A 24758-nucleotide genomic window follows, 5' to 3' on the forward strand; every position below is an offset into this window, starting at 1 on the left:
CCCGTTCTGCGCCAGGGCGCCAGCGGCGTGGCGGGCCGGCGGCAGAATGCTTGCAGCGGCTTCCCATACCTGCTAGTCCTGAAGAAAGAGGCGCCTCGAAGGTGTGGTGCCGGGCCCTAAGCAGCAGGACCCAGACTATATGAGCGAGTCGAGGAGAGTGCAGCATGCCGCGCAAAAACCCGCGGGTGGAAGAGGCTGACGAAAACGACCTTGAGGTGGGCAAGCCGAAGGACTGGGCAGCGGGCATTCCCGGCGTCCTGCACTCCATCCAGCCTGCACTGAAGCACATGGGCGTGGGCCGGACCGAGAAAACGCTTCTGGCACTGAACCAGAAGGACGGCTTTGACTGCATGAGCTGTGCCTGGCCGGACCCTGGGCACCGCAAGACCTTCGAGTTTTGTGAGAACGGAGCCAAGGCGGTCACCTGGGAAGCCACACCGGTGGTGGTGGCCTCGGAATTCTGGGCAGAGCACCCGGTCAGCGAATTGCGGCAAAAGCCCGAGTACTGGCTGGGGATGCAGGGCCGCCTCACGGAACCGGTCTATAAGCCGGCAGGGGAGGACCACTATCGGCCGGTCAGCTGGGACGAGGCGTTCAGGATCCTCGGCGACAAGCTGAAGGGCCTCGAGAGTCCGGATGAGGCTGCCTTCTACACGAGCGGCCGGACGTCCAATGAAGCCGCCTTCATCTACCAGCTGTTCGTGCGGGCGTCCGGCACCAACAACCTGCCGGACTGCTCCAATATGTGCCACGAATCGTCGGGGTGGGCGATGGGACAGACCATCGGCATCGGCAAGGCCACGATCTCCTACGACGATTTCGCCAAGGCGCAGCTGATCATCATCATGGGCCAGAATCCGGGCACCAACCATCCGCGGATGCTCACCGCACTAGAGGAAGCCAAGGAAGCCGGGTGCACAATCGCGGCGGTTAATCCGCTTCCGGAAGCCGGACTCATGCGGTACAAGAATCCGCAGAAGGTCAAGGGAATCATCGGGCACGGCACGGACTTGGCGGACCAGTACCTGCAGATCCGCGTCGGCGGGGACATGGCCCTGCTGCAAGCCATCTCCAAGCGGGCCTTCGAAGCCGAGGCCAAGAACCCCGGAACAGTGCTGGACCACGAGTTCCTGGAGGCACACTGCCAGGGGCTGGAGGAACTGAAGGCGCATTTGGCGGAGCTCGACGAGGAAACAGTCCTCGAAGCCACCGGGCTGCGCAGAGATGAGATCGACGAACTGGCTGCCCGCTATTTGAAGGCGGACAGGGTCATCATCACCTGGGCCATGGGCATCACCCAGCACAAAAAAGCTGTCGCCACCATCAAGGAGATCATCAACCTGCTGTTGCTGCGCGGCAATATCGGCAAACCGGGTGCCGGCGCCTCGCCCATCCGCGGCCACAGCAACGTCCAGGGGGACCGCACCATGGGCATTTGGGAGCAGATGCCCCCGGCCTTCCTGGACGCCCTCGGAAGGGAGTTCGATTTCGATCCGCCACGCGAGCCCGGCGTTGACGCCGTGCAGACCATTGAAAAGATGCGCGACGGCGGGATCAAGGTTTTCGTGGCACTGGGAGGAAACCTTGTAGGCGCCATCTCAGACACCCACGCCGCCGCGGCAGCCATGGAAAACACTGACCTGACGGTGCAGATCTCCACCAAGCTCAACCGCTCACACACCGTGACCGGCAAAGAGGCACTCATCCTGCCCACCATGGGGCGGACGGAGATCGATATGCAGGCCTCGGGGCCACAGTTCGTATCCGTGGAGGACACCGTCTGCGCCGTGCACGCCTCCGAGGGCAAGGTGAAGCCGGTGGCGCCGGACCTGCTGTCCGAAGTGGCCATCGTGTGCCGCCTCGCACGGGAAACAGTGGCTGGAAAGACGAGTGCTGACTGGGAAGGCTTCGAAAAGAACTACGACCTCATCCGCGACCACATTTCCCATGTGGTGGCCGGATGCGAAAATTACAACGACAAGATCCGGCAGAAGGGCGGCTTCGTCCTCCCGAACGGTCCGCGGGACTCGCGCACGTTCCCCACGCCAACGGGCAAGGCCATGCTGACGGTCAACCGGCTGGAACACGTGGAGCGGCCGGCGGGAACCCTGATCCTGCAGTCCGTGCGCTCCCACGACCAGTTCAACACCACCATTTACGGCTACAACGACCGGTACCGCGGCATCAAGAAGGGCCGGGATGTGGTCTTCGTCTGCCCCGACGACATCGCGGAGCTGGGCCTGAGCGACGGCCAGTTCGTCGACCTTCATGGTGTCTATGAGGACAACGTGGAGCGCGTGATGCGCAAGCTGCGTGTGGTCTCCTACCCCACGGCCCCGGGCTGCGCCGCCACATACTATCCCGAAGCCAACGTACTGGTCCCGCTCGGCAGCGTGGCGGAGGGCAGCAACACGCCGGCGTCGAAAGCGGTGATTGTGAGGCTGGAGCCCAGCACGGTGTGAAAACGGTGTGAAACGGGCCCTCCGGTAGTCCGGAGAACCCGGGTGAGCTCCAGAGAACTCGGGAGGCGCGCATTTCTGCTCCACTTTCGCGGGGCCAGGCCGCCGCCGGACCTGCTGCTTCCGCGGGTTGGCGGGGTCTGCGAGGGGTCCGGCGGCTGCGCCGCGGCTCAAAGTGGTGCAGAAATGCGGGGTGGTGCAGAAACGGGCTGCACAAACGCGCGCGGCATCGGTTCGTGGATTGCTAAGGTGTCGGGCTGCCGCCGTTGACGTTCAGCGTTTCGCCCACGACGAAGCTTGACTCCGCTGAGGCCAGGAACACGTAAGCCGGTGCCAGTTCCGCGGGCTGCCCGGCCCGGCCCAGCGGTGTGCTCTTGCCGAACTCGGGCAGGGCTTCCTTCGGCTGGCCGCTGCTGACCTGCAGCGGCGTCCAGATGGGCCCGGGCGCCACGGCATTGACCCGGATTCCCTTGGGCGCCAGTTGCTGGGCGAGCCCCTTGGTGAAGTTGTTGATGCTGGCCTTTGTGGTGGCGTAATCCAGCAGGGTGGGCGACGGGTTGTACGCCTGGACGGACGTCGTATTGATAATGGTGGAACCAGCCGGCAGATGCGGCACCGCGGCCCTGGTCAGCCAGAACATGGCGTAGACGTTGGTCTTCAGGGTGTGGTCGAACTGTTCATCGCTGATTTCCCCGATGTCGTCCTGGGCTACCTGCTTGCCCGCGTTGTTCACCAGGATGTCCAGGCCGCCCAGCTCGCGGATGGCTGTGTCCACAAGCTCGCGGCAGGTGTCAGAGTCCTTGAGGTCGCCCGGAACCTTCACGGCCTTGCGGCCGGCTTTCTCGATGAGATTGGCGATCCTGGCTGCGTCCTCTTCCTCTTCGGGAAGGTAGGACATGACGACGTCGGCCCCCTCACGTGCGAACGCGATCGCCGTGGCGGCGCCGATCCCCGAGTCTGCTCCGGTGACGATGGCTTTGCGCCCGTCGAGCCGGCCGGTCCCGCGGTAGCTGTCCTCGCCCAAATCAGCCTTGGGAGTCAGCTTCGCGTCGAGGCCCGGTTCGGGCTGGTGCTGCTTTGGCGGCTCGATGTGCTCGTAGGCAGTGACGGGATTCTTGAAGGTGTACTGATCGGTCATGGTGCTCCTCCTGATTATCGGGGTTGAACACGGACAGGGTCACAGTGCTGCTGCTCGGTTTGTTAGTCCTCGGTTTGCGGCTGCTCGGCTACTGTTCGGCGCCGCCGTGGAGTCCGTCGTCGCTGCTGTCGCCCGAGGCTGCCTCGCCGGTGTCATCGGAAAGGTCCATGTTTCCGCGTGCTTCGGCCATGGTTGGGCCGCCGGACGGGACGTCGTAGCGCTCGGGCCGGATGCCGTGGGACTGCTCCTCGATGAGTGCCTGTTCTTCGCTGAAGCGGATGGCGTTGGCGTCGTCACCGGCGTCGCCGGGGGTGTCGTCGCGGAGCTTTGAAGGGTCCGGAACTATGAAGCCTTCGTCCTGGGAGTTCTGCTCACTCGGGTTCTGTTCACTCATCGGTTCATCCTTTCCACTACATGCGGGCGCCCTGTACTCGGCTCGATTCCCGGGCGCATATGATAAGCCTACTTTCTATTATGGACGGCGGGAAATGCTGGTTCTCAAGCCAATTTCAGCGGCCTGCATCTGGGGCTCCAGTCTCATTTCCGGTGTAATCGGCGTCATAGTCAGCCACGACACGCAGTATTAACCGTTTCAAGTGGCCAGATTTAACCTCCACACGGCAAACTACTGAGGGAACAATCGCTCTAAAAGGGGAACCATGCGCAAGACTGCCGCAGAAAACACCAACTTCCGGCTTAAGGCCGTGCTGGACGTGCTGGCAGAGGGGGTGTTGACTGGCGAGTCTCAGAACGCCGGCGAGGTGCTGGCTGAGGCTCTCGTGCGGGTTCCGCTGAACGCCTACGAGGCGGAGCTCCTTAGCGGAGGCATTCCGCGCGGCCACAAGTCACTCACCACTGCCACGGCGAAGCTCGTCAAGGCCGGCTGGCTGGTCAAGGGCCGCTCCGGCTGGACCATCACCGAAGACGGACTGAAGGCCACGGTCGCTTTCGCGGATCCCGCGAGCTTCGCGGCAGCGCTCGACGCCGGAACTCCGGTTCCTGCCGACACGCCCCTTCCGGTCGCGGCTCCTGCCAAGCCGGCCGCCAAGAAGGCGCCCGCTGCCAAGGCTGAGAAAGCAGCATCCAAGGCGGAAAAGGCTCCGTCCAAGGCTGCGAAGGTTGTGGACAAAGCCGCTCAGCTGATCGAGGATGCCGTGGCTCCGGTTGCCAAGGCGGTGCGTGGCAAGAAGGCCGAAGCTGAAGCCTCCGCCGTCGAGTCCGTCCCGCAGCCGGGAGCGGTGGCAGTCGCGGGTGATTTCAACACACTGCTGGGCGCTCCGGAGAACTGGGCGCCGCAGTACGACGAAGCCCAGATGGAGCTCGACGCCATCGACCAGCTGTGGAAGCTGACCGCCGACATTCCGGCCGGCTACTACACCTTCAAGATCGCGCTGAACCGCTCGTGGGACGAGAACTACGGCGCTTTCGGTGCATTCGACGGCCCCAACCACGAACTGCACCACGACGGCGGCCAGCTCACCATCCGCTATGACCACCGCACCAGGGACATCACCGTCAACTAAGCGGTACCGGCTGCTAATTAGCCAGTCATCCAGCCACGAAGCCCCGCTGCCGCAACTCTGCGGCAGCGGGGCTTCGCTGTTCGAGCCTTCCCAAGGAATTCCCAAGGTCCGACGATGCACTATTAGTCCATCGTCTTTTCTTAACCTGCAGAGGGAGGGCTTGATGCGCCGATCGCATCACCAGCAGTTACGGCAATCTCGGGAATGGTCATGGCTCTGATGCTCGCGTCCTGCGGGTCGTCGGGCTCGGCCCCGGCCACCAGTTCGCCGACCACGAGTTCCCCGGCCGACGCCCCGACGGCTTCGGCCAGCGGCACGGCAACAGGATCGCCGGCCACCACCGCCTCCGCCACTCCGGCTGAAGGCTGGAAGACTTTCACTGCGAAGGACGGGTCACTTGCCTTCGACTATCCGGCCGACTGGACCATCAAGGATCCGGCCGGGCAGGCGCCCGCGGGAGGCGGCGTTTTCGTGGAAGTGGCAAAGGCCGACGGCAAGTCCATGGCCACCCTGCGCACCAATATGGTCACGGGCGCTGAATGCACCAAGAAGCAGCCTTATGGAATGTTGGACTCCCAGCCCCTGCCCGCCCTTGCCCAGGCCGGAACGACGCCCCGGTTCACCTTCGAGTCCCGCACAGACCCCGAAGCAACTGACCCGATGAAGGCGACTGTCCTGGCCTACGGCATCACATCCGCGCCCGAACCGACTGGGCCGGAGGCGTGCCCCATCGCCCACTTCTTCACCTGGACGCCCAGCGGGGCGATGTTCGGAGGGGTCTACAACCCCTTCGACACATCGCCGGGGAACGAGCCGCACGTGGACACGCCCGAGGCGTACAAGGAGACGGCGGAATACAAGAACATTCGCAGGATGATCACGTCCCTGCGCCCGGCGGGCTGACAGGTACGCTGGCGACGGTATGCGCCGGCAGCGTGTCCGCGCTTGCCGAATCTGTCGAGGCACTCGGCCCCGGCGCTACATTGGAGTCATGACTGACGTGAATGCCGCCGACGCCGATAGCGTACGCCTGACAGCCCGCGTGACCGGTGCCGTCCAAGGCGTCGGTTTCCGCTACTGGACGGCGCGGAAGGCTGACGAGTTGGGAATCACCGGCTCGGTAAGGAACGACGACGACGGGTCAGTCACCGTTGTGGCGGAGGGCCCCCAGCCGGTGATCGTGGAGTTCCGGCGGTGGCTGGGATCCGGTGAAGCGCCAGGCCGGGTGTCCCACGTTGACGAGAAGCTCTCGCCGGCCGAGGGCGAGTTCAGCAGCTTCGACGTCGTGGTCTGACGGCCGCCGTTCATCCTCCGCCGTTTATTCTTCGAGGAGAGGGCGCGGACTGAGTCCGATGAACGCACCCAGTTCTTCAAGGGCCGACGGTTTGTGGGGCATGTAGTTGGTCAGCTCGGGGGACCGGACGATCACTGCGCGCCACTGCCCGCGGGAAACGGCGACGTTGAGGCGGTTGCGGTTCAAGAGGAATTCGGCGCCGCGGGGTGCTTCGGAGATGGCCGAGCATGCCATGGATACGAGCACCACGGGGGCTTCCTGGCCTTGGAACTTGTCGACCGTTCCCACGCGCACTCCGGACAGGCCCGCCTGGTCGAGGGCCCGCCGGATGGTTTGGACCTGGGCGTTGTATGCGGCCACTACCAGGATGTCGTTGGCCTCCAGCCTCCGAAGGGGCTCATCCCGGCCAGGCGTCCATTTCAGCCCGACATGGTTGTTGGCGAGTTGGACGATCCTTGCCGCTTCCTCTTTGGAGCTTGTGGTGTTGCCGCTGTGCTCCACAGCTACCGTCTCTACCCCGGCGGGAACGCCGTCAAGGTGGCGGTACGTGGCAGCGGGGGCCGCCTCAAGCTTGCCGTCGTAGCTCAGCACGGACACGGCTTGGCAGAGCTGCGGGTGCATGCGCCAGGAATCCGCAAGGAAGTAGCCGAGCTCGGCAGGCATGGTGGCGTGTCCGGCGGACAGCCAGCCGAGGGCTGATTCGTCGACGGGCTGGGGATGGGACCCCTGGGTAACCTGTGGCAGTTGCTGGGGGTCGCCGAGCAGCAGCAGACGCTTTGCGGAGCGGGCGACGGCAAGGGTGTTGGCCAGCGAGTACTGCCCTGCCTCGTCGATGACCAGCAGGTCGAGTGAGCCGGGCGGCACACACTTTCCGGTCATGGTCCAGGCCGTCCCTCCGACCAGGCAGCCACCTTCGGCGTCAAGGACCCGCGCCACATCATTGTCAGTGGTCAGAGCCCACGGGACATCGGAGCCGGTGCGGGGAGCTTTGACGTCCTTGGCCACGACCCGGGGGTCCACTCCTGCCTTCGCGATGGCCGTGCAGAGCATGTTCTCCACGACGGCGTGCGACTGGGCAACGACGCCAACTTTCCAGCCGCGCTGTACCAGGCGGGCGATGACGTGGGAGCCGACGTACGTCTTTCCCGTGCCCGGGGGTCCCTGGACGGCGATGTATGACCGGTCCAGGTCCTCGATGGCTTCCGCGATGGCCGAAACATAGTCTGCAGCGCCCGAATCGTCGTGGGTGACCGCAGGAAGTGACTCCAGCGTGGCCAGCCGTGGAGGCACACGGCGCAGTACGTCGAGACCGGGGTGCTTCGGCAGATCTGGCAGGGCGGACGCCACGAGCCGGGCCAGCTCGGCTAGGGATGCCTCGATGCTTGCTGTGGGAATGGGACGGTCCGGCGTCAGCGCCATCGGCAGCTGATAGTACGGCGGAACCTTGCCGGTGGACTTCTCGGTGATGGTGATGATGGTCTTGCCGGGCTGGTCGGGGTGGTCTTCAACGGCTTCAACCAGTGTGCCGAAGATGCCGTCCCGGGACACGGACTCTGTTGCGGCCGGGTGCGCGGCCGGGCCGGTGTGCGGCGGCCGCGGGGTGCGTTCGCCGTCGACCTCTCCGAGACCGTCCGGGAGGGGGTCCTCGAACATCCGGAACCACGTGGAGCCGGCACGGAACTCCGAGCCTTCGCTCATGGTTCCGGTCAGGCGCAGGGTCCGCGATTCGGTGCGGGCGCGGCGGGTGGGTGGTGCCCAGTCGGACACGACGGAGGCGTCCTCGACCACGAAGACATTGCGCTGGTCCGACCAGCTGTCCACTTCGGATTCAAGGCGGTCGAAATGTTCCCACCAGAACTGCTTGGCTTCCCGGCGGTGGTAGCCCGTGGCCGCGGCGACCATGGCCACGGCCTGTTCGTCTGGGGTGAACCCCCGGGTGTCGGGAATGGAATCCAGGTACCCGCGAAGGGTTTCCTCCTCAGCCGTCGGTTCTGCACCCGCCGTCGTGTCTTCGGGTTCCCGGGCATCCGGGGAGGCCGGCTGGGGCAGCCCTGGAGCCGCGGGACCGCTGCCCAACTGCAGCAGCCAGTCACGGAGGCGCAGGGTGGAGAGGCAGTCGTATTGGTTGTAGTCGGAGATGGAAGCGAGGATGGCATTGGCCTCTGCCTGCGTCTCGGGCCCGCCGTCGCGGGCCGTGCAGTAGGCAGCGTAGGCCACGACGGAGGCCCCGGCGTCCTTGACGTCTCCGGACCGCAGGTTATCGCCCATGTACAGGGGCTCGAGTTTCTTGATGGAGTAGGACGCCTCGGAGATCCTGAGCGAATGCCGCACCGTGGCGTAAAGATCCACGAGCACGCCCTCGCGGAGCCAGGAATCAACCGTGTCCTCGCCCGCGACGTGCGTCAGGGAGAGGTTCCGGAGGGCGGTTTTTTCGTACGGTGCGTAGTGGTACACATGCATGTCCGGATACCGGCTGCGGCGTTCCTCGACGTAGGAGAGGAAGTCCAGGAATGCCTGCCGCTCACCCGCGCGGGAATGCGCCCAGAAAGGCCGGAACACCGGTGCGGCGCCGGGCGGATCCCCGGGCAGCGGCGCCTCGATGACTCCGAAGAGGTATTCCAGCCCCCACGTGCCTGTGGCGGGATCCTGCCACAGGGGATCGCCCTCGAAGTCGAAAAAGATATCGCCGGCCGAGGGGGCCGGAACGCTGGCCAATGCATTCTCCGCCAGTACCTTGAAGGTGACGGTGTGGTCCTCGCCCTCCTTGGCGAAGGTACGCGATCCGTCGGGACGCTCGCGCCCGGTCTGCATCCTGGCCTGCTCGCGCAGGCGGCGCCGTGACCCTGTTGCTTTTTCCGGCGGCAGTTCCGCCAGGGCGTCGATGGTGGTGATGCCCTCGGCAATCAGCTTCTTCCGCTGGACGGAGGTCATGCCTCCCACCATCAGCAGATCGCGGTGCATGGTCACCTGCTCGGCGCAGTAGTCGCACCGCCCGCAGTATCCAATACCGGGCTGCTGCCACCGGACAGGCGAACCGGCGGCCCGATGGGCTGCTGTCAGTTCGCGGAAACGGTCGCGGCGCTCGCGGTACACGGGCAGCAGATCGGTGAGGGAGTGGATGCTGCGTTCGAGGTTGCCCAGCACCAGGGTGACGCGGGGCGCAGGATCGAGTCCGAGTTTGATCAGCTGGTCCCCGTACGCAGCGAGCTGCAGCAAAGCGCCGACCTTGGCGTGCCGGGCCAGCTTCGTGTCCCACACCGCGTAGCGGCCGGGGGCTTCACCGGACGCGCCCTCCTTAACCAGGAAGTCCGCATAGCCGAGGAATTCGCCGTCGAAAAAGGTGGCCTGGAAGACGACGTCCGCACCGGACTGGAGGGCCAAGGTGGTTTCGAGATGCTTGCTTGTCAGGTCCGCGCGATCCGTGGTTCCGCGCTCCACGCTGTAGACGCCTGTGCCGCAGGAGGCATCCCACGCACCGTACTCTGCGATGAGCTTATCCAGGACCTTGTGCTCATGGAGGTCGCCGAGCTTCCCTGCGCGCGCCTGCATCTCGTCCGGCGGAAAGTCGGCCTTGGGCGAGCGGCCGAGCTTCTCGTCCAGGGCACGGAGCGTGCGGTATTCACACTCGCTCGCTGCCACAAGGTCGCTGGCCGAGAACACCAGGTCAGCGGGCGCTTCCGGCGTCAGTGGATCGAGCAGGAACATGGGGCCTCCCTATCGGCAGCCTCGCGCCGGGAGGGCTCCCGGTGCGCTGATTCGAATCTAGCAAGAGGCTATGACAAAGAAAGGGCGGCGCAGCGGGTGGAGCCGGATGCAGCGTCAGGACCCGGAGCCGACAGCACGACGGCCGGGCGGCAAGGCCGCCCGGCCGTCGTGCTGTGTGTGCGAAGCCGCTGTTCCTACGTGTGGGAGTAGGTGAGGCAGTCGGCGTTGTCCGCGCCGGGGCCCACGTGGACTTCCGGGGCGTTGCACATCAGATGGTCATTATGGACGCACTCGGAGCGCTGGCAGGCACCAATGTTGGCCAGGACCTTCGGCAGCCCGCCGTGCATGCCAGTCTCGATGAACGTGGCGCACGAGGCATGGTCCGTGCTGCCGCCAACCGTGATGGCTGCGGCATTGCAGTGGGTGTGATCGTTGAAGGAGCAATTGGTGACGCTGCAGTCTGCGACTTGCGTGCTCATATGAGGTTCCTCCATGGTTGTGGCCGTCCCGGCTGGACGCCCGCTTGTTCCAAACCTAGGCCCGTCCGGCCGAATCAAAAAGACCCAATACTGTTGCGTATTTATCCGGCGCCCGGGCCCGACGCCTCCGCAGCCAGAATCCGGCGTGCACCGCCAAGGGAATGTTATAGACGCTCCGCTGTCCGCCTGAATCCATTGTCTGAACCGTGGCAGGTGGGAGAATTGTTGCACCGACGAACCCTGACCTGGAGCCGAGGTAGATGATGAACAGTCAGCCTGAAGAAACTCCGATGGAAGTCCCGGAAGCCGACGCCTTTGAGCAGCGGCTGCCGGCCGTGCCGGGCTCGGAGACGCACGAGGAGGATCCGCTGCCCGAGGACGCCCCCGAAGCGGACGTGCTGGAGCAACGGACCCCTCTGGTGTCCGGGGATCCGGCCGACCTGGCGGGCCCTGACCTCTCGGCCGAGGAAGCTGCCGAGGCGGATGCCATTGAGCAGGCGGCGGGAACCCCCGGAATCGATGAGGAGGACTACCCGTTCGCGGGTGAGGTGCCGGAGTAGGGCGGCGGGACCGGTTACTCGCAGCCCACGCCGTCGCCGTCGCGGTCCAGTTTCCCGCTGTAGCCGGGCTGGCCCGCGTAAATAGGCGCGGCGCCTGCGGCCCGGACCTCCGCGCAGTTGGCGTAGGGGGCCATTGCCGGTGCTGCCTCCGCCGGTGCTGCCTCGGCCGCAGCCGTCGCTGGAACGGTCTGTTTCGCCGGGGCGCTCTGTGTCGTTGGGGCCGGCGTGCCGACGCACGCGCCAAGGACAGTGGCCATCGCGTCATGTTCCGCCCGCGTGACCCAGAGCTTGTACTTGGCTTTGACCGAAATCTGCCGGGCGACGTAAGCACAGCGATAGGCCTTGTTGCCGGGCAGCCAGGTGGCGGCGTCGCCGTCGCTCTTTTGCTGGTTGGCCGGGCCGGAAACGGCGAGGAGGTTCAGGGGGTCGTTGGCGAAAGCGGCGCGCTGCGCCTCGGTCAGCTGCTGGGCGCCCTTCTGCCAGGCGTCGCTCAGGGCCACGACGTGGTCGATCTGCACAGCGCTGCTGGTGCTGGCTCCGCGCTTGAATGCGATAGAGGTGGCGGTGTACGGGTCGGCCAGTGTTCCGGAGAGGACCACGCAGCCCTGGGTTCCCGGTTTCAGCGATTTTGCCGTCAGATCCCGGAAAAGGATGTCGTTGCGGGTGTCGCAGCCGTTGTGGTCCGTGTCCGCCCAGGCCTGGCCGAACTCGGCCCGGTCATAGCCGGTCTTCGGGGCGCGCCCCTTGATAGCCAGGGTGCCCAGCAGGTCCAGGGCTTTGGCGGCGACGGGAGGCGGCGCAGTGGCCGAACCCCCGGGGCGGGCCGCGGGAATCGGCGCGGCGGTTGGCGGTGCGGATTCCCGCACGTCCGCTGAGACACTGGGCTGAACGTCCGACGGCGGTTCTTGCGTTGCGCTGAGGGTGCCGCCGCATGCGGTGGTTGCCAGAACGATGGCGACGATGCTGCCTTTGATTAACCCGGCGCCACCCGCCATCCGGCCCATCCAGTCGACAATGCCGGGCGACCCTGTGTTCTGCCGGCCCGGCAGCGGACGTGCTCTCTTCAACTTCTTTATGCCCCCGTGGCGTTGGTTGTGCGTTCAACGAGCCTACCTGTGGAGGCGGACCGAACCGCGGAACTTGAGCCAATACTTGGCGAACGCTGTGTCACGGCCCAATACGCAGAGGGCCCCGCCCACCTTGCGGTGTGCGGGGCTCCTCCTAGCGGCAGGACCACCGCAACTTGGGGGATGCGGCGGGCCTAAGAACAACGATAAGGGTGATTCCTGAAGAATAGCTAGGAGTTTTAGCCACACCTTAATATTTTCTTTCGAGGAGCCTCACAGGAAGTGCGGAAAAGCCGGTAAATCGGTGCGGCGGCCAGGACGTTTCCGCGGGTTCTTGACTTCACCCGCAGGCTGAACCAGTGTGGAAAACGCACCGTTTCAGCTGGATTTTCCCCCTTTAGGAGATGTGCCATGACGCTTCCCGCAGGCCTGACTCCGGGCATCTGGACCCTGGATATGTCCCACAGCGAGATCGGTTTTACAGTCCGGCATGCCGGCATCAGCAAGGTTCGGGGCCGGTTCCGGGAGGCGTCCGCAGAAGCCCGGGTCCGGGACTCCCTCGCCGAGTCCTCGCTCCACGCGACCGTGCAAACTGCCAGCTTCGACTCGGGGGACGTCAACCGCGACGCCCACGTGAAAGGAGCCGACTTCTTCGATGTAGCGGAGTATCCCGAGATGACCTTCCGCGCCACTGGCGTGGAAGGCGACGGCGACGACTACACGCTCACGGGTGACCTCACCATCCGGGGCATCACCAAGCCCGTGGAGCTGGAAGTCGAGTTCACGGGCGTGGCTGTGGATCCGTTCGGGGCCACCCGTGCCGGATTCTCGGCGGAGACGGAAATCAGCCGCAAGGAATTCGGGCTCACCTGGAACGCTGCCTTGGAGACCGGCGGGTTCCTGGTAAGCGACAAGGTGAAAATCAACCTCGAGGCCGCACTCGTCAGGGTGGATCAGGGGCATCAGGAACCGGGGCAGCAGGGCGCAACGGAAACTGCCGCGCCCTAGTTAGGGCAACAGCTCACTAGCGGATTTAGAAGAGCCAGCAGATTTTGGGGCAGCCGCGGATTTACGACAGCCGCGCGATGCTGCGCCTGACGGGGCGCGAAGCCGTGCCGTCCGAAAACAGGTCCGGCGATGACGCCTGGATCCGCTTGACGTCTTCGAAGACGCCCCGGAGGTGGACGCGCAAGGAGTTGTCGGCGTCGGCGAGATTGTTGCCTTCCAGGGCGTCCACCACGGCCGTGTGCTGCTCAATCAGCGTGGACACGGGCCGGGTGTCGATAAGGCTCAGCCGCCGCGCCCGGTCCAGGTGCGCCTTGGCTGAGTTGACGGCCGTCCACGCCGATTCGTGGCCCGCCAGCCGGAGGAGTTCACGGTGGAAATCCTCGTCCAGCCGGAAGAACTCCTCCACGTCCCCCTTGGCTTCCGCATCCTGCTGGCTGGCCAGAATGTCCCGAAGGCCGGCGATTCCCGCAGCATCAACGGCGAGGTCGTTGAGGGATGCGCATTCGATGGCTTCCCGGACGAACTGGGCTTCGGCCACCCGCCCCAGGTCCACCAAGGACACGAACGAGCCGATCTGGGGGAACACCTGAACCAGGCCCTCCTCGCGGAGCAGGATCAGGCTTTCGCGCACGGGTGTTCGGCTGACTCCCAGTTCCTGGGCGAGCTCGTTTTCGGACAGCGGCTCTCCGGGCGGGAGCTGCAGGGAGATGATCCTGCGCCGGAGGGTTTCCAGTGTCTGGTCACGCACGGAGAGCCGTGGTGCCTGTACTTTGACGGGTTTGCCGGTTGCCATGCATCCAGTGTAGTCACCGTTGACAAACTAGAATGGTAGTGCTTGTATGGTAGTCAGAACGCCGCCGGAAATCCCAAGGTTAGCGGCTTCAACGCCTGCTAAATCCAAAGAGCGGTGACCCTCGCACCGCACCCATTCCGCACCCTCCCTTTTTCATCGCCTGCAAAGGAGCAACTGATGACCGAGAGCATCGCGCCGCCCACCACCAAGGCGGAGTCCCGGACCACCCGAGACCTGGCCAAGGTTGCCGTGTCCGGCTGGCTCGGAACCGCCATGGAATTCATGGACTTCCAGCTCTACTCGCTGGCCGCGGCCATCGTCTTCAACAAGATCTTTTTCCCCGATGTCAGCCCGGTGATCGGCCTCATCGCCGCCATGGCCACCTACGGCGTCGGGTACGTTGCCCGCCTCGTGGGCGCCGTCTACTTTGGCCGGATGGGTGACAGGATCGGCCGCAAGAAGGTCCTCTTCATCACGATCGCCCTGATGGGTGCCTCAACCACCCTCATCGGCATCCTTCCCACGTACGCCATGATCGGCATCTGGGCTCCGATCCTGCTCGTTGCCCTGCGACTCATCCAGGGGTTCGGCGCCGGCGCTGAAATCGCCGGAGCCACCGTCATGCTCGCGGAATACGCCCCGGCCCGCCGCCGCGGCCTGATCTCCTCGCTTGTCTGCCTCGGCACCAACTCGGGCACCCTTGCCGCGTCGGCGCTGTGGGCCATTCTCGTGGCCGTGCTGTCCGAGGAGCAGCTGCTCAGCTGGGGCTGGCGCATTCCGTTCCTGGCCAGCTTCCTGCTGATGATCTTCGCCGTGTGGATCCGGCGTTCACTCAAGGAAAGCCCTGTCTTCGAACAGCGCGCGGACGTTGTTGATGGCGTCGCGTTGTCCAAGGAGGAGATTGCCAAGAAGGACGCCGCCAAGCGTGAGGCCCCTGCGGCTGCCGCCGGCACCAGCACCATCGAAGCCGCGCTGCACCAGCGCAAGGGCAAGGCCTTCCTGATCGCCCTTGGCCTGCGCTTCGGACAGGCCGGGAACTCCGGACTCATCCAGACCTTCCTTGTCGGTTACCTGGCCACGGTCCTGCTCATGGACAAGACCGTTGGCACCACGGCCATCATGTACGGCTCCATCCTGGGCTTCGCCACCATTCCGCTTATCGGCATCCTGGGTGACCGCTTCGGCCGGAAGCCCCTTTACCTCACGCTGAGCACCCTCACGGCCCTGTTTGCGATCCCCATGATGATGATGGTCACCAGCGGCAACCCCACGCTCGTCACCATTGCCGTCGTCGTCGGCCTGAACCTGGGCGTGCTGAGCCTTTTCTCAATGGAAAGCGTCACCATGGCCGAGTTCTTCGGAGCCCGTACCCGCTTCACCCAGCTGGCCCTGGCCAAGGAAATCGGCGGCATCCTCGCCACCGCAATCGGCCCGCTGCTCGCCGCGACGCTCACGGCAGTCACCGGCCACTGGTGGCCGCTGGCCGCGATGCTCATCGGCTACTCGCTGATCACCCTCATTTCTGCCGCTGTGGGACCCGAGGTCCGTGGCCGCGACATGGTCCGCCTGGAGGACGCAGTATGAAAGCCGTAGTCGTCCACGGCGCCAACGACCTGCGCATCGACGAACGCCCCGAGCCCGTTGCCGGCCCCGGCGAGGTAGTGCTCGACGTCGAATGGGGCGGCATCTGCGGATCCGATCTTTCGTACTGGCGCCACGGCGCCTCGGGGACGGCGGCGTTGAAGTCGCCGCTCGTCCTCGGCCACGAGGTTGCCGGCCGGATCGCCCAGTTGGGTGCCGGCGTCGAAAATCTCGACGTCGGCCAGCCGGTGACCGTGCACCCTGCGGAACTGGTGGGGGACGGCGTGATGCCGGAACGGCTCAAGGGGAGGACGAACCTCTACCCGCACATCCGGTACTTCGGTTCGGCAGCCTTCACTCCCCACACGGACGGCGGCTTCAGCGAACGCAAGCTCGCCAGGGCCTCGCAGATCCGGCCGCTGCCCGCAGGAGTGGACACGCTTCACGGGGCGCTCGCGGAACCGCTCGCCGTCGCCATGCACGCCGTGAGCCGGGCGGGTTCGCTCGCCGGCCGGGACGTGCTGGTCAACGGCGCTGGTCCGATCGGCTCCCTGGTGGTCGCGGCGGCAAAGTACGCCGGCGCCAGGACCGTGATCGCCACGGACATCAATGATGCGTCGCTGCGGATCGCCAAGGCCATGGGCGCCGACGAGCTCGTGAACGTCTCCAACGGTGGCAGCCTCCCGGAGGACATGGAACTGGTGTTCGAAGCCACCGGTATCCCCGCGGTACTCGGCGGCGTCCTGCGGGCGACGGCACGCGGCGGAACCATCGTCCAAGTGGGGAACCTGCCCGGCGCTCCGGCCCCGGCAGCCCTGGGTGACCTGGTGACCCGGGAAATTACGTGGATCGGCTCGTACCGGTTCGCGGACGAGATCACCGACGCCCTCCGCGCCATGGCCGAAGGCCTCGACGTTTCCCCGGTCATCACCCACAAGTTCGGCATCGACGAGGCTGCGGAAGCCATGAGCGTCGCGGCTGATCCCGGCTCCGGCAGCAGCAAGGTCATGCTCCGCCTCAGCTGAGGCACGTCAAACCACCAAGCCCCGCACCCTTTCAAGACATTCAACATTCAAAGGACCCACCAGTGAAGATCACCGACGCACGGGTAGTGGTTTCGTCGCCCGGACGGAATTACGTGACGCTCGTTATTGAAACCGAGGACGGCATCACCGGCATCGGCGACGCCACCCTCAACGGCCGCGAGCTGGCCGTGGCGTCCTACCTGTCCGAGCACCTGTGCCCGCTGCTGATCGGCCGCGATGCCCGCCGGATCGAGGACACCTGGCAGTACTTCTACAAGGGCGCGTACTGGCGCCGCGGGCCGGTGACCATGACCGCGATCGCCGCGATCGACGTCGCGCTTTGGGACATCAAGGGCAAGGCGGCCGGCATGCCCGTGTACGAGCTCCTGGGCGGCGCAGCCCGAGAGGGTGTCATGGTCTACGGCCACGCGAGCGGCTCCACTCTCGAGGACCTCAGCGCAGACTTCCAGCACCACCTGGACCTTGGCTACAAGGCCATCCGGGCGCAGGCAGCTGTTCCGGGGCTCGAGAAGACCTACGGGATCGGGCCGGTGGACGGCCGGACGTATGAGCCGGCCAGCGGCAACGTCCCGCAGGAGGACATGTGGGAGACCACATCCTACCTGCACTTCGCACCGAAGATGATGGCACATGTGCGCGAACAGTTCGGCTATGGCGTTCACGTCCTTCACGATGTCCACCACCGGCTGACCCCGATCGAGGCCGGGCGGCTTGGGGCGTCCCTCGAACCGTTCCGGCCGTTCTGGATCGAGGACCCCACGCCGGCGGAGGACCAGTCCGCGTTCCGCCTGATCCGGCAGCACACCACCACGCCCATTGCGGTGGGGGAGGTGTTCAACTCGATCTGGGACTGCCAGCAGCTGATCACCGAGCGTCTGATCGACTACATCCGCACCTCCGTGTCGCACTCGGGCGGCATCACGCACCTGCGCCGCATCTTCTCGCTGGCGGATCTGTACGGGGTCCGGTCCGGTTCGCACGGCGCGGGTGACCTTTCCCCGGTGTCCTTCGCGGCGGCGCTGCATGTGGACATGAGCATCCCCAACTTCGGGGTCCAGGAGTACATGGGCCACCGTGAACCTGCCGGCGAGGTCTTCAGGACGTCGTACACCTTCACGGACGGTTACATGCATCCCGGCGATGCCCCGGGCCTCGGCGTGGAGTTCAACGAGGAGGCGGCCGCCGCGTTCCCGTTCGACCCGAAGTACCTGCCCATCAACCGGCGGCTCGACGGATCGGTGCATGACTGGTGAGCAACCCAACCAAACACAACCAGACCCCTTTCGACGTCGTGGTGATGGGGGAGATCCTCGTTGAGGTGGCCACCGACGTCGCGTTCGGGCACGGCGTGCCGGCCCAGCTGGGGATCTCCGGCGACGCGCTGAACGTCGCGGCGGCTGCCGCGGCGGCCGGTGCCCGCGTGGGGCTGCTGTCCGTCCTGACCGACGATGACCTCGGCAAGGCGATCGCCGCCAGGATCCGGGAACTCGGCATATCCACGGACCTGCTGAAGTTCCGGACCGGGCAGCAGGGCGTGTACCTGGTGCACTGCGACCCCGACGGGCAGCGCGAATTTTCCTACGCCCGCAGCGGCAGCGTGGGCTCCACGCTCGGACCGGACGACGTCGACCCCGCCGTCTTCTCGGCGGCCGGTGCCGTCGTTGCCGGCGGGATCGCCTGTGCAATCTCCGGCTCGTCCCGGGCCGCCGTCCTCAAGGCCGCTGCGCTCGCCGGACGCTTCGTGTTCGACCCCAACTTCCGGCCCCGGCTCACCTCGGTGGAGTACGCGATGGCGGCCCTCACCGAACTGGCGCCGCAGGCCTTCCTGATCACCCCGTCCTACCCCGGCGAAACATCCGCCCTCCTCGGATGCCCGACACCCAAGGAGGCCGCCGCGAAGCTCCGCGGCCTCGGTGCCGTGAACGTCGCCGTGACATGCGGGGCGGACGGAATCCAGCTCGACGGAGAAGGGCTGGACGCTTCTGCGGACTCCGCCTGGATCGACTCGGTTCCGGCGCCCTCGGTGGTGGACCAGACCGGCGCCGGCGACGCCTTCGTGGGCACGCTGACCGCCCGGATGGTGCTGGGCGACAGCCTTCCTGTGGCGGCCCGGTACGGCGCGGCCGCGGCATCGCTGGTGGTGGGCGGCAAAGGCGGGACCGGCTTCATCCCCACCTTCGAACAGACCCGGGCGCACGCCGAACCGGAAGGAGCAGTGTCATCGCACGCCTAAGCGAAGCTTCACTGGCTGCCAGCGGAGACCACCGGGCCCTGCTGCAGCGGGGAAGGCTGCAGCCCGGAATAGTCCATCTGGGCCTGGGCGCCTTCGCCCGGGCGCATACCGCCGTGTACACCGAAAACGCGATGCTGGCCTCCGGCGATTCACATTGGGGGATCGTCGGAGTCACCCAGCGTTCGGACACGGTAGCCCGGCAGCTCGCGCCGCAGGACGGACTGTTCACGGTGGCAGAACGGGGCGAGGGCGCCGCACCGCTGCGTGTGGTCTCCAGCGTCGTGGAGGCCATCTCGGGACGGGACAACCCTGCGACGGTGGTGGACCGGATCGCCGCGGACGCGACCAAGGTGGTGACGCTCACCGTCACGGAGAAGGGGTACCGGATCGATCCGCATACCGGGTCGCTCAACATGGACGATGAACAGGTGCGGGCCGACCTTGCCGGGCAGGCGCCGCAGACGGCGATCGGGCAGATCACCCGTGGCCTCCAGCAGCGGTCACAAACCGATGCCGGACCGATCACCGTAGTCTCGTGCGACAACCTGCCGGGCAATGGCGAACTGACCAGGGAACTCGTGCGCGCCTTCGCCGCCGCACTCCCGGCCGGGGAGGCCGAGCCGCTGCTGGCCTGGCTCGCTGCGAATGTCACGTTCCCCAACACGATGGTGGACCGGATGGTGCCGGCCACCGCGGCAGGTGACCTGGACGCCGTCGAACGTGAGCTGGGGCTGCGTGACGAGGCCGCCGTGGTGGCCGAGCCGTTCATGCAGTGGGTGATCGAGGACAATTTCGCGGCGGGCCGGCCGCGCTGGGAGGAGGCCGGGGCGCTGTTCAGCACCGACGTCGCCGCGTGGGAGGATGCCAAGCTGCGCCTGCTCAACGCGAGCCACTCCATGCTGGCGTATCTGGGGCTGGCCGCGGGCAAGGCGACCATCAGCGACGCCGTGGAGGAGGGCGCGTTCCTCACCGCGTGCCGGCGCATGATGGCCGAGGATGCCCTGCCCACCATCAGCCTGCCCGAGGGGCTGGACGGGGAAGCGTACTGCGCCCAGGTACTCAGCCGGTTCGCGAATCCCGCCCTGGGCCACACCACGGCCAAGGTGGGAAGCGACGGATCGCAGAAGATCGGGCTGCGGCTGCTGAGCACGATCCGCAGCACCCTGGCTGCCGGCCGCGAGCCGCGCTGGGCCGCACTGGCGGTCGCCGCTTGGATGCGCCACGTGGCCTCCACGCCAGCCGCAGAGCTGAACGATCCCCTTGCCGGGGAACTCCACGCGGCCCTTCCCGCGGCGCGCAGCGCTGAATCCGTGGTTCCGGCGCTGCTGGGCTGCCGCAGCATCTTCGACGCCGGGCTGGCGGCGGACACCCGCTTTGCCGGGCTGCTCACGCACTGGTACCGCATCATCGACACCCACGGGCTGGACGGCCTGAGAAAAGAGATCAACCATGGCTGACGCAACGAGCGTCCTGAACGTTTCCCCGGTCATCCCGGTGGTCACCATCGATGACCCGCAGGATGCGGTTCCGGTGGCGCAGGCACTGGCCGACGGCGGCATCCGGATCATCGAGCTCACGCTGCGGACCGAGACTGCCCTCACCTCCCTGAAGCTCATCGCCAACGAGGTGCCGGACATCCTGGTAGGCGCCGGCACCATCCTCAGGCCCGGCCAGGCCGATGCGGCCGTGACGGCAGGCGCCCAGTTCCTGGTCAGTCCCGGCGTGACGCCGTCCCTGCTGGGCCACATGCTGGCGCTCAACGTCCCGGTCCTGCCGGGCGTGGCCACAGTGGGCGAGGTGATGGCGGTCCTGGAAAGCGGGCTGGAAGCGATGAAGTTCTTCCCGGCAGGTCCTGCCGGGGGCCCCACGTACCTGGCGGCCATCGGCGCCCCCATCCCGAACGTACACTTCTGCCCCACCGGCGGCATCAGCCTCGCAACAGCCCCGGATTACCTGAAGCTCCCGAACGTCTCGTGCATCGGCGGCAGCTGGCTCACTCCCCGACGTGCGGTGGGGGACAGGGACTGGGCACAGATCACACGGCTTGCGCGGGAAGCGGCGGTGCTCGCTGCCTGACCCATGCCGGCAGCCTGAGCCTCGCCCGCTGCGTGAACGCAATGGTGCAGAACCCCGTAGCCGTGGCCCGCAGACGCGCGTAGAGTCGGGAAGGACCGGACTAACGGTCACTGACTGAATAGCCGCAATCTGAACTGAGGAGTTCACCATGAACTTGGGACATAAGATCAGGAATGCCGCAGAACGTCTAAGTGGGAGGACCCACGCTGCCGGCGGACCCGCACGCCCTGCCCGGCCCCGGGCTACCGGCGCAGGCCATGGAGCTACCGGCCACATCGGCGACAGGATCCGCAGCTTCCTGAGGAGGCACTGACCTGTACGCGGAGGTTCACGGCGACGCAACGCTGGGATCTCTGCTGCAGAGCGGTCCAGGGCGGCGGCAACCATTGGTTGCCGCCGCCACCGTTTTGCCCGGGGAGCTTTCAGTGGCCAGCATCGGCGCGCCGCTCGACGCCGATTATGAGATCGGATCCGTCTCGAAAGGGATCACCGGGCTGCTGCATGGGAACGGGTCACATCGGGAACGGCGCAGCCCGCAGGGGCTGTTCCAGGGGGCGTGCCGGGATCAGTGCCCGTTGGCCCGCTGGAGAGCCTCGTCGTGCTCGGCGTGGGCCTGCCGGAGGAGGTTCATGAACTCGGTTTCGTTGCGGATGAGCCGCTTGTACTTTTCCGGCAGTCTCTTGAGTGCGGCTTCCTCGCGGAGCATCTTGTTGAAGATCACCTCGCGCTCGGCGATGTCCGTTTCGTAGTTGAGGTCCACGTATTCGGTGGCGTGGCGCTTGGCGCCGGAGACCATGTTCTTGGCCTTGCCCTTGGGGCTGTAGATCGAGCCAAGGATCGTGACGATCAGGACGCCGAGGATGACCGTAAGTGAGATTCCGGTGCTGATTTCGACAACGTTCACGTGCTCGCCGTCGTTGATGAACGGCAGGGTGTTCTCATGCAGGGCGTGCAGGAACAGCTTGACGCCGATGAAACCGAGGATGGCGGCAAGGCCGAAGGAGAGGTAAATGAGGCGGTCAAGCAGTTCGTCGATGAGGAAGAACAGTTGGCGCAGACCCAGCAATGAAAAGACTGTTGCGGTGAAGACGATGAATACGTTCTGGGTCAGGCCGAAGATGGCCGGAATGGAGTCGAGGGCGAACAGGATGTCAGTTCCGCCGATGGCCACCATCACCAGGAGCATCGGGGTAAGGACCCGTTTGCCGTCCACAGTTGTGAAGAGCTTGTCGCCGTCGTAGTGCTCGGTGGCCGGCAGGAACTTCCTGGCCAGCCGGACCACCAGTCCTTCTCTCTCCTCGTCGTGCGAATCGGGCCGGAGCAGGTTCCCGGCCGTGATCAGCAGGATGAGACCGAAGATGTAGAACACCCAGGCGAAGCTGTTGATGAGGGCGGCGCCGAGGAAGATGAAGCCGGTGCGGGCGATCAGCGAGAAGACGATGCCGAACAGCAGCACTTTTTGCTGGTCTTTGCGGGGCACCCTGAAGCTGGCCATGATGATCAGGAAGACAAACAGGTTGTCCACCGACAGCGCCTTTTCGGTCACGTAGCCGGCGAAGTACTCCGTGCCCATGGTGGAGCCGCCGAACATCCAGACGCCCAGGCCGAACAGGAGCGCGATGCCGACATAAAGGGCGGACCAGAACGCGGATTCCTTGAGCTTGGGGGTGTGGGCCTTCCGGACATGGAAAAAGAAGTCGAAGGCCAGCAGGCCCAGGATCCCGGCTACGGTCGCGATCCAGACTATGAGGGGGACTTCCATGCTGCGTGCCTCTTCCCAAGTGAAAGTCGCATGCAGTGAGAGGGCTCAGCCGGTTTGACGGAACCCGCAACGCCGCATCGGTCTAGGAATTACCCTACCGAACGGTGTGCGGGCGCGTCTCACCTGAACGGCCCCGGCCTCGGGACCGGGGCCGTTCAGGTGTACATCAGGGAGCCGGGCGTGGTGAGGGTCTGACCGGTCTCCAGCCATGTCTTCAGGCCGGAGAGGATCATCGGCCAGCCGCCGTAGAGCTGCTCGTTGGCGCCTTCGCGGAGCTGGTCGTGCGTGACGGTCAGCCGGCAGGAATCGGCCACCGGTTCAATCTCCCAGGTGATCCGGGACGTGCCCTCGGCCTTGACGTCGTCGCCCCAGAGCGCCCGCATGGTCTGGACGAGGCGGCGGGGCGGATCGACTTCCAGGTTCTCGCCTTCGCCGAGGGGATCCCCGCCGTCGGGCGCCATCTCGAACCGCGACCCCGGCGTCCAGTCCGAGGTGATGCGCACGCCGAACTGGTATTTGCTGCGGATCTCGCTGTCCGTGATGGCTTCCCAGAGCCGTTCAGGCGTGGTCTTGATGTAGATTTCGAAGATCTTTTCCATGGGGCTTTCCAATCGGGATTTGAGGTCGCTGAGCACAGCGGCCCATGGTTCTGCATATTTGCTCACCCAGCGGTCGTGGACGAGCCTGATGGGCACCGGATTCAGGAAGTGCAGCTTCTCGCGGCCGCGGCGCCGTGTGACCACGAGGCCCGCCTCTTCCAGGATTTTCAGGTGCTTCATGACACCGAAGCGGGTGATGTCGAAGCGTGCCTCGAGGGCGCTGAGCGTCTGGCCGTCTTCGCGGAAAAGCCCGTCCAGCAGTTCCCTGCGGATAGGGTCGGCCAGGGCCTTGAATACGGCGTCCACACGTTCAGAATAGGTGACCATTTGGTCACATGTAAAGGGCTGGAAGAGGCCGCGTCCAACCGGCATTGACCCCTCGCAGTCCCCGCAGTCTAATCGGAACATCGAGGTCTCCTCTCCACCTCGACGAACAGACCGGAGGATGGCAATGGCGCCGGATTTAGCAGTGAACGAGGGCCATGCAGACGTCACTGGCGGGCGGGTCTGGTACCGGATCGTTGGCAATGGACCTGCCATGCCGCTCGTCACCGTCCACGGCGGCCCCGGTGCCACGCACGACTATCTGGAGCCGCTGGAAGCGCTGGCCACCGACCGGCCGGTCCTCTTTTATGACCAGCTCGGTGCCGGCAAGTCGGACGCACCCGACGACGTCGGGCTTTGGACGAATGACCGCTTGGTCGACGAGTTGCAACCTGTCCTCGACGCCGCTGGGCTTGACCGGGTCCATCTGCTCGGCCAGTCCTGGGGAACCATGATTGCCGCCGAGTTCGCGCTGCGGGCCCCTGGACGGGTGGCCAGCCTCGTTCTGTCGGACCCACTGCTCAGCATGCCACTCTTCGCCGCTGGCACCGCCGCCCTGCGTGCCGCACTTCCCGAAGCGGTTCGTGAGGTGCTGGACCGCCATGAGGAGGCCGGCACCTTGGATTCCGAGGAGTACCAGGACGCGGCGATGGAGTTCTACAGGCGTCACGTCTGCCGTCTGGACCCGTGGCCCGAGCCCCTGATGCGCTCCTTCGGCCAGCTGAACGGGACCATCTACGAGCGGATGCAAGGCCCCAACGAGTTCGTGATTACCGGCATCCACAAGGACTACGACATCACCGGCAGCCTTGGAGAAATCGGCGTTCCCACGCTCTTCATCTGCGGCCGCCACGGTGAAACGCGGCCCGAGGAAACCACGCTCTACCACTCCATGACACCGGGATCGGAACTGGTGATCTTCGAAGAAAGCAGCCACGTTCCGCACCTTGAGGAACCTGGCCCCTACCTGCAGGTGCTCCGGGACTTCCTGCAGCGGGCCGAGGAGACCGCTTCCACGGGCGGCGCTGGTTCTGCAGGGTCCTGAGCGGGAAAGTTTCGGTAAGCGGGAGGGCCTGTGAGTCCTTCGAAATCACAGGGAGCGAGGAGCGCA

21 protein-coding genes are annotated in these 24758 nt (G+C 65.7%); 13 read left to right on the forward strand and 8 right to left on the reverse strand.

Features of this window, described 5'->3' with window-relative positions; all coding sequences use genetic code 11:
• Window positions 1-164 precede the first annotated feature (164 nt).
• Entirely contained in the window at window positions 165-2462 is a 2298-nt protein-coding gene (locus AC6CH3_RS21080; protein ID WP_498134274.1) for an FdhF/YdeP family oxidoreductase, read from the forward strand.
• Window positions 2463-2703: 241 nt separating this feature from the next.
• Here AC6CH3_RS21080 and AC6CH3_RS21085 read toward each other — a convergent pair whose 3' ends face one another.
• The gene (locus tag AC6CH3_RS21085; protein WP_498134275.1) at window positions 2704-3597 is read right to left on the reverse strand and encodes a glucose 1-dehydrogenase; all 894 of its coding nucleotides are present in this window, start codon (window positions 3595-3597) and stop codon (window positions 2704-2706) included.
• Window positions 3598-3685: 88 nt separating this feature from the next.
• Complete coding sequence (locus tag AC6CH3_RS21090) at window positions 3686-3991, reverse strand: hypothetical protein (RefSeq protein WP_498134276.1); 306 nt, start codon at window positions 3989-3991, stop codon at window positions 3686-3688.
• A gap of 265 nt (window positions 3992-4256) precedes the next feature.
• Between AC6CH3_RS21090 and AC6CH3_RS21095 the strand changes: the two genes are divergently transcribed.
• From AC6CH3_RS21095 to AC6CH3_RS21105, 3 genes are all read left to right on the forward strand, one after another.
• Window positions 4257-5120, forward strand: coding sequence for a pullulanase X25 domain-containing protein (locus tag AC6CH3_RS21095; RefSeq protein WP_498134277.1), 864 nt, complete (start codon window positions 4257-4259; stop codon window positions 5118-5120).
• A gap of 210 nt (window positions 5121-5330) precedes the next feature.
• Window positions 5331-6023, forward strand: a complete 693-nt coding sequence (locus tag AC6CH3_RS21100; RefSeq protein WP_498134278.1) for a hypothetical protein — start codon at window positions 5331-5333, stop codon at window positions 6021-6023.
• Between the two features lie 88 nt (window positions 6024-6111).
• Window positions 6112-6414, forward strand: coding sequence for an acylphosphatase (locus AC6CH3_RS21105; RefSeq protein ID WP_498134279.1), 303 nt, complete (start codon window positions 6112-6114; stop codon window positions 6412-6414).
• Between the two features lie 24 nt (window positions 6415-6438).
• Here AC6CH3_RS21105 and AC6CH3_RS21110 read toward each other — a convergent pair whose 3' ends face one another.
• Both AC6CH3_RS21110 and AC6CH3_RS21115 read right to left on the reverse strand, forming a co-directional pair.
• The gene (locus AC6CH3_RS21110) at window positions 6439-10119 is read right to left on the reverse strand and encodes a TM0106 family RecB-like putative nuclease (RefSeq protein ID WP_498134280.1); all 3681 of its coding nucleotides are present in this window, start codon (window positions 10117-10119) and stop codon (window positions 6439-6441) included.
• Between the two features lie 194 nt (window positions 10120-10313).
• Window positions 10314-10598 carry a DUF1540 domain-containing protein gene (locus AC6CH3_RS21115; protein WP_498134281.1) on the reverse strand — a complete coding sequence of 95 codons (285 nt, stop codon included), beginning with the start codon at window positions 10596-10598 and terminating at the stop codon, window positions 10314-10316.
• A 290-nt stretch (window positions 10599-10888) separates the two neighbouring features.
• On the opposite strand from AC6CH3_RS21115, the gene AC6CH3_RS21120 reads away from it, so the two are divergent.
• Window positions 10889-11158, forward strand: coding sequence for an Rv3202a family protein (locus AC6CH3_RS21120; RefSeq protein ID WP_498134282.1), 270 nt, complete (start codon window positions 10889-10891; stop codon window positions 11156-11158).
• Window positions 11159-11172: 14 nt separating this feature from the next.
• Here AC6CH3_RS21120 and AC6CH3_RS21125 read toward each other — a convergent pair whose 3' ends face one another.
• On the reverse strand, window positions 11173-12225 hold the full coding sequence (locus AC6CH3_RS21125) for a GmrSD restriction endonuclease domain-containing protein (protein WP_498134283.1): 1053 nt from the start codon (window positions 12223-12225) through the stop codon (window positions 11173-11175).
• A gap of 411 nt (window positions 12226-12636) precedes the next feature.
• Between AC6CH3_RS21125 and AC6CH3_RS21130 the strand changes: the two genes are divergently transcribed.
• Window positions 12637-13233: a YceI family protein gene (locus tag AC6CH3_RS21130; RefSeq protein WP_498134284.1), complete on the forward strand. Its 597-nt coding sequence runs from the start codon at window positions 12637-12639 to the stop codon at window positions 13231-13233.
• A 61-nt stretch (window positions 13234-13294) separates the two neighbouring features.
• Here AC6CH3_RS21130 and AC6CH3_RS21135 read toward each other — a convergent pair whose 3' ends face one another.
• On the reverse strand, window positions 13295-14026 hold the full coding sequence (locus tag AC6CH3_RS21135; RefSeq protein WP_498134285.1) for a GntR family transcriptional regulator: 732 nt from the start codon (window positions 14024-14026) through the stop codon (window positions 13295-13297).
• Between the two features lie 177 nt (window positions 14027-14203).
• Between AC6CH3_RS21135 and AC6CH3_RS21140 the strand changes: the two genes are divergently transcribed.
• The 6 genes from AC6CH3_RS21140 to eda all read left to right on the forward strand — a co-directional run bounded on the left by AC6CH3_RS21140 (window position 14204) and on the right by eda (window position 20962).
• Window positions 14204-15610: an MFS transporter gene (locus AC6CH3_RS21140; protein WP_498134286.1), complete on the forward strand. Its 1407-nt coding sequence runs from the start codon at window positions 14204-14206 to the stop codon at window positions 15608-15610.
• Window positions 15607-16632, forward strand: coding sequence for an L-idonate 5-dehydrogenase (locus tag AC6CH3_RS21145; protein ID WP_498134287.1), 1026 nt, complete (start codon window positions 15607-15609; stop codon window positions 16630-16632). The genes AC6CH3_RS21140 and AC6CH3_RS21145 overlap by 4 nt, the downstream gene beginning before the upstream one ends.
• A 62-nt stretch (window positions 16633-16694) precedes the next feature.
• The gene (manD, locus tag AC6CH3_RS21150; protein WP_498134288.1) at window positions 16695-17906 is read left to right on the forward strand and encodes a D-mannonate dehydratase ManD; all 1212 of its coding nucleotides are present in this window, start codon (window positions 16695-16697) and stop codon (window positions 17904-17906) included.
• A gap of 44 nt (window positions 17907-17950) precedes the next feature.
• Window positions 17951-18886: a PfkB family carbohydrate kinase gene (locus tag AC6CH3_RS21155; protein ID WP_498134314.1), complete on the forward strand. Its 936-nt coding sequence runs from the start codon at window positions 17951-17953 to the stop codon at window positions 18884-18886.
• Window positions 18887-18963: 77 nt separating this feature from the next.
• On the forward strand, window positions 18964-20343 hold the full coding sequence (locus tag AC6CH3_RS21160) for a mannitol dehydrogenase family protein (protein WP_498134315.1): 1380 nt from the start codon (window positions 18964-18966) through the stop codon (window positions 20341-20343).
• Window positions 20336-20962: a bifunctional 4-hydroxy-2-oxoglutarate aldolase/2-dehydro-3-deoxy-phosphogluconate aldolase gene (gene eda, locus AC6CH3_RS21165; protein ID WP_498134289.1), complete on the forward strand. Its 627-nt coding sequence runs from the start codon at window positions 20336-20338 to the stop codon at window positions 20960-20962. The genes AC6CH3_RS21160 and eda overlap by 8 nt, the downstream gene beginning before the upstream one ends.
• A 565-nt stretch (window positions 20963-21527) precedes the next feature.
• Here eda and AC6CH3_RS21170 read toward each other — a convergent pair.
• Both AC6CH3_RS21170 and AC6CH3_RS21175 read right to left on the reverse strand, forming a co-directional pair.
• Window positions 21528-22724, reverse strand: coding sequence for a TerC family protein (locus AC6CH3_RS21170; RefSeq protein WP_498134290.1), 1197 nt, complete (start codon window positions 22722-22724; stop codon window positions 21528-21530).
• 155 nt (window positions 22725-22879) lie between these two features.
• Window positions 22880-23629: an ArsR/SmtB family transcription factor gene (locus AC6CH3_RS21175; protein WP_498134291.1), complete on the reverse strand. Its 750-nt coding sequence runs from the start codon at window positions 23627-23629 to the stop codon at window positions 22880-22882.
• Between the two features lie 145 nt (window positions 23630-23774).
• Between AC6CH3_RS21175 and AC6CH3_RS21180 the strand changes: the two genes are divergently transcribed.
• The gene (locus AC6CH3_RS21180; protein ID WP_498134292.1) at window positions 23775-24692 is read left to right on the forward strand and encodes a proline iminopeptidase-family hydrolase; all 918 of its coding nucleotides are present in this window, start codon (window positions 23775-23777) and stop codon (window positions 24690-24692) included.
• Window positions 24693-24758 lie beyond the last annotated feature (66 nt).

The sequence above is a fragment of the Arthrobacter sp. GQ119 genome (assembly GCF_059759125.1).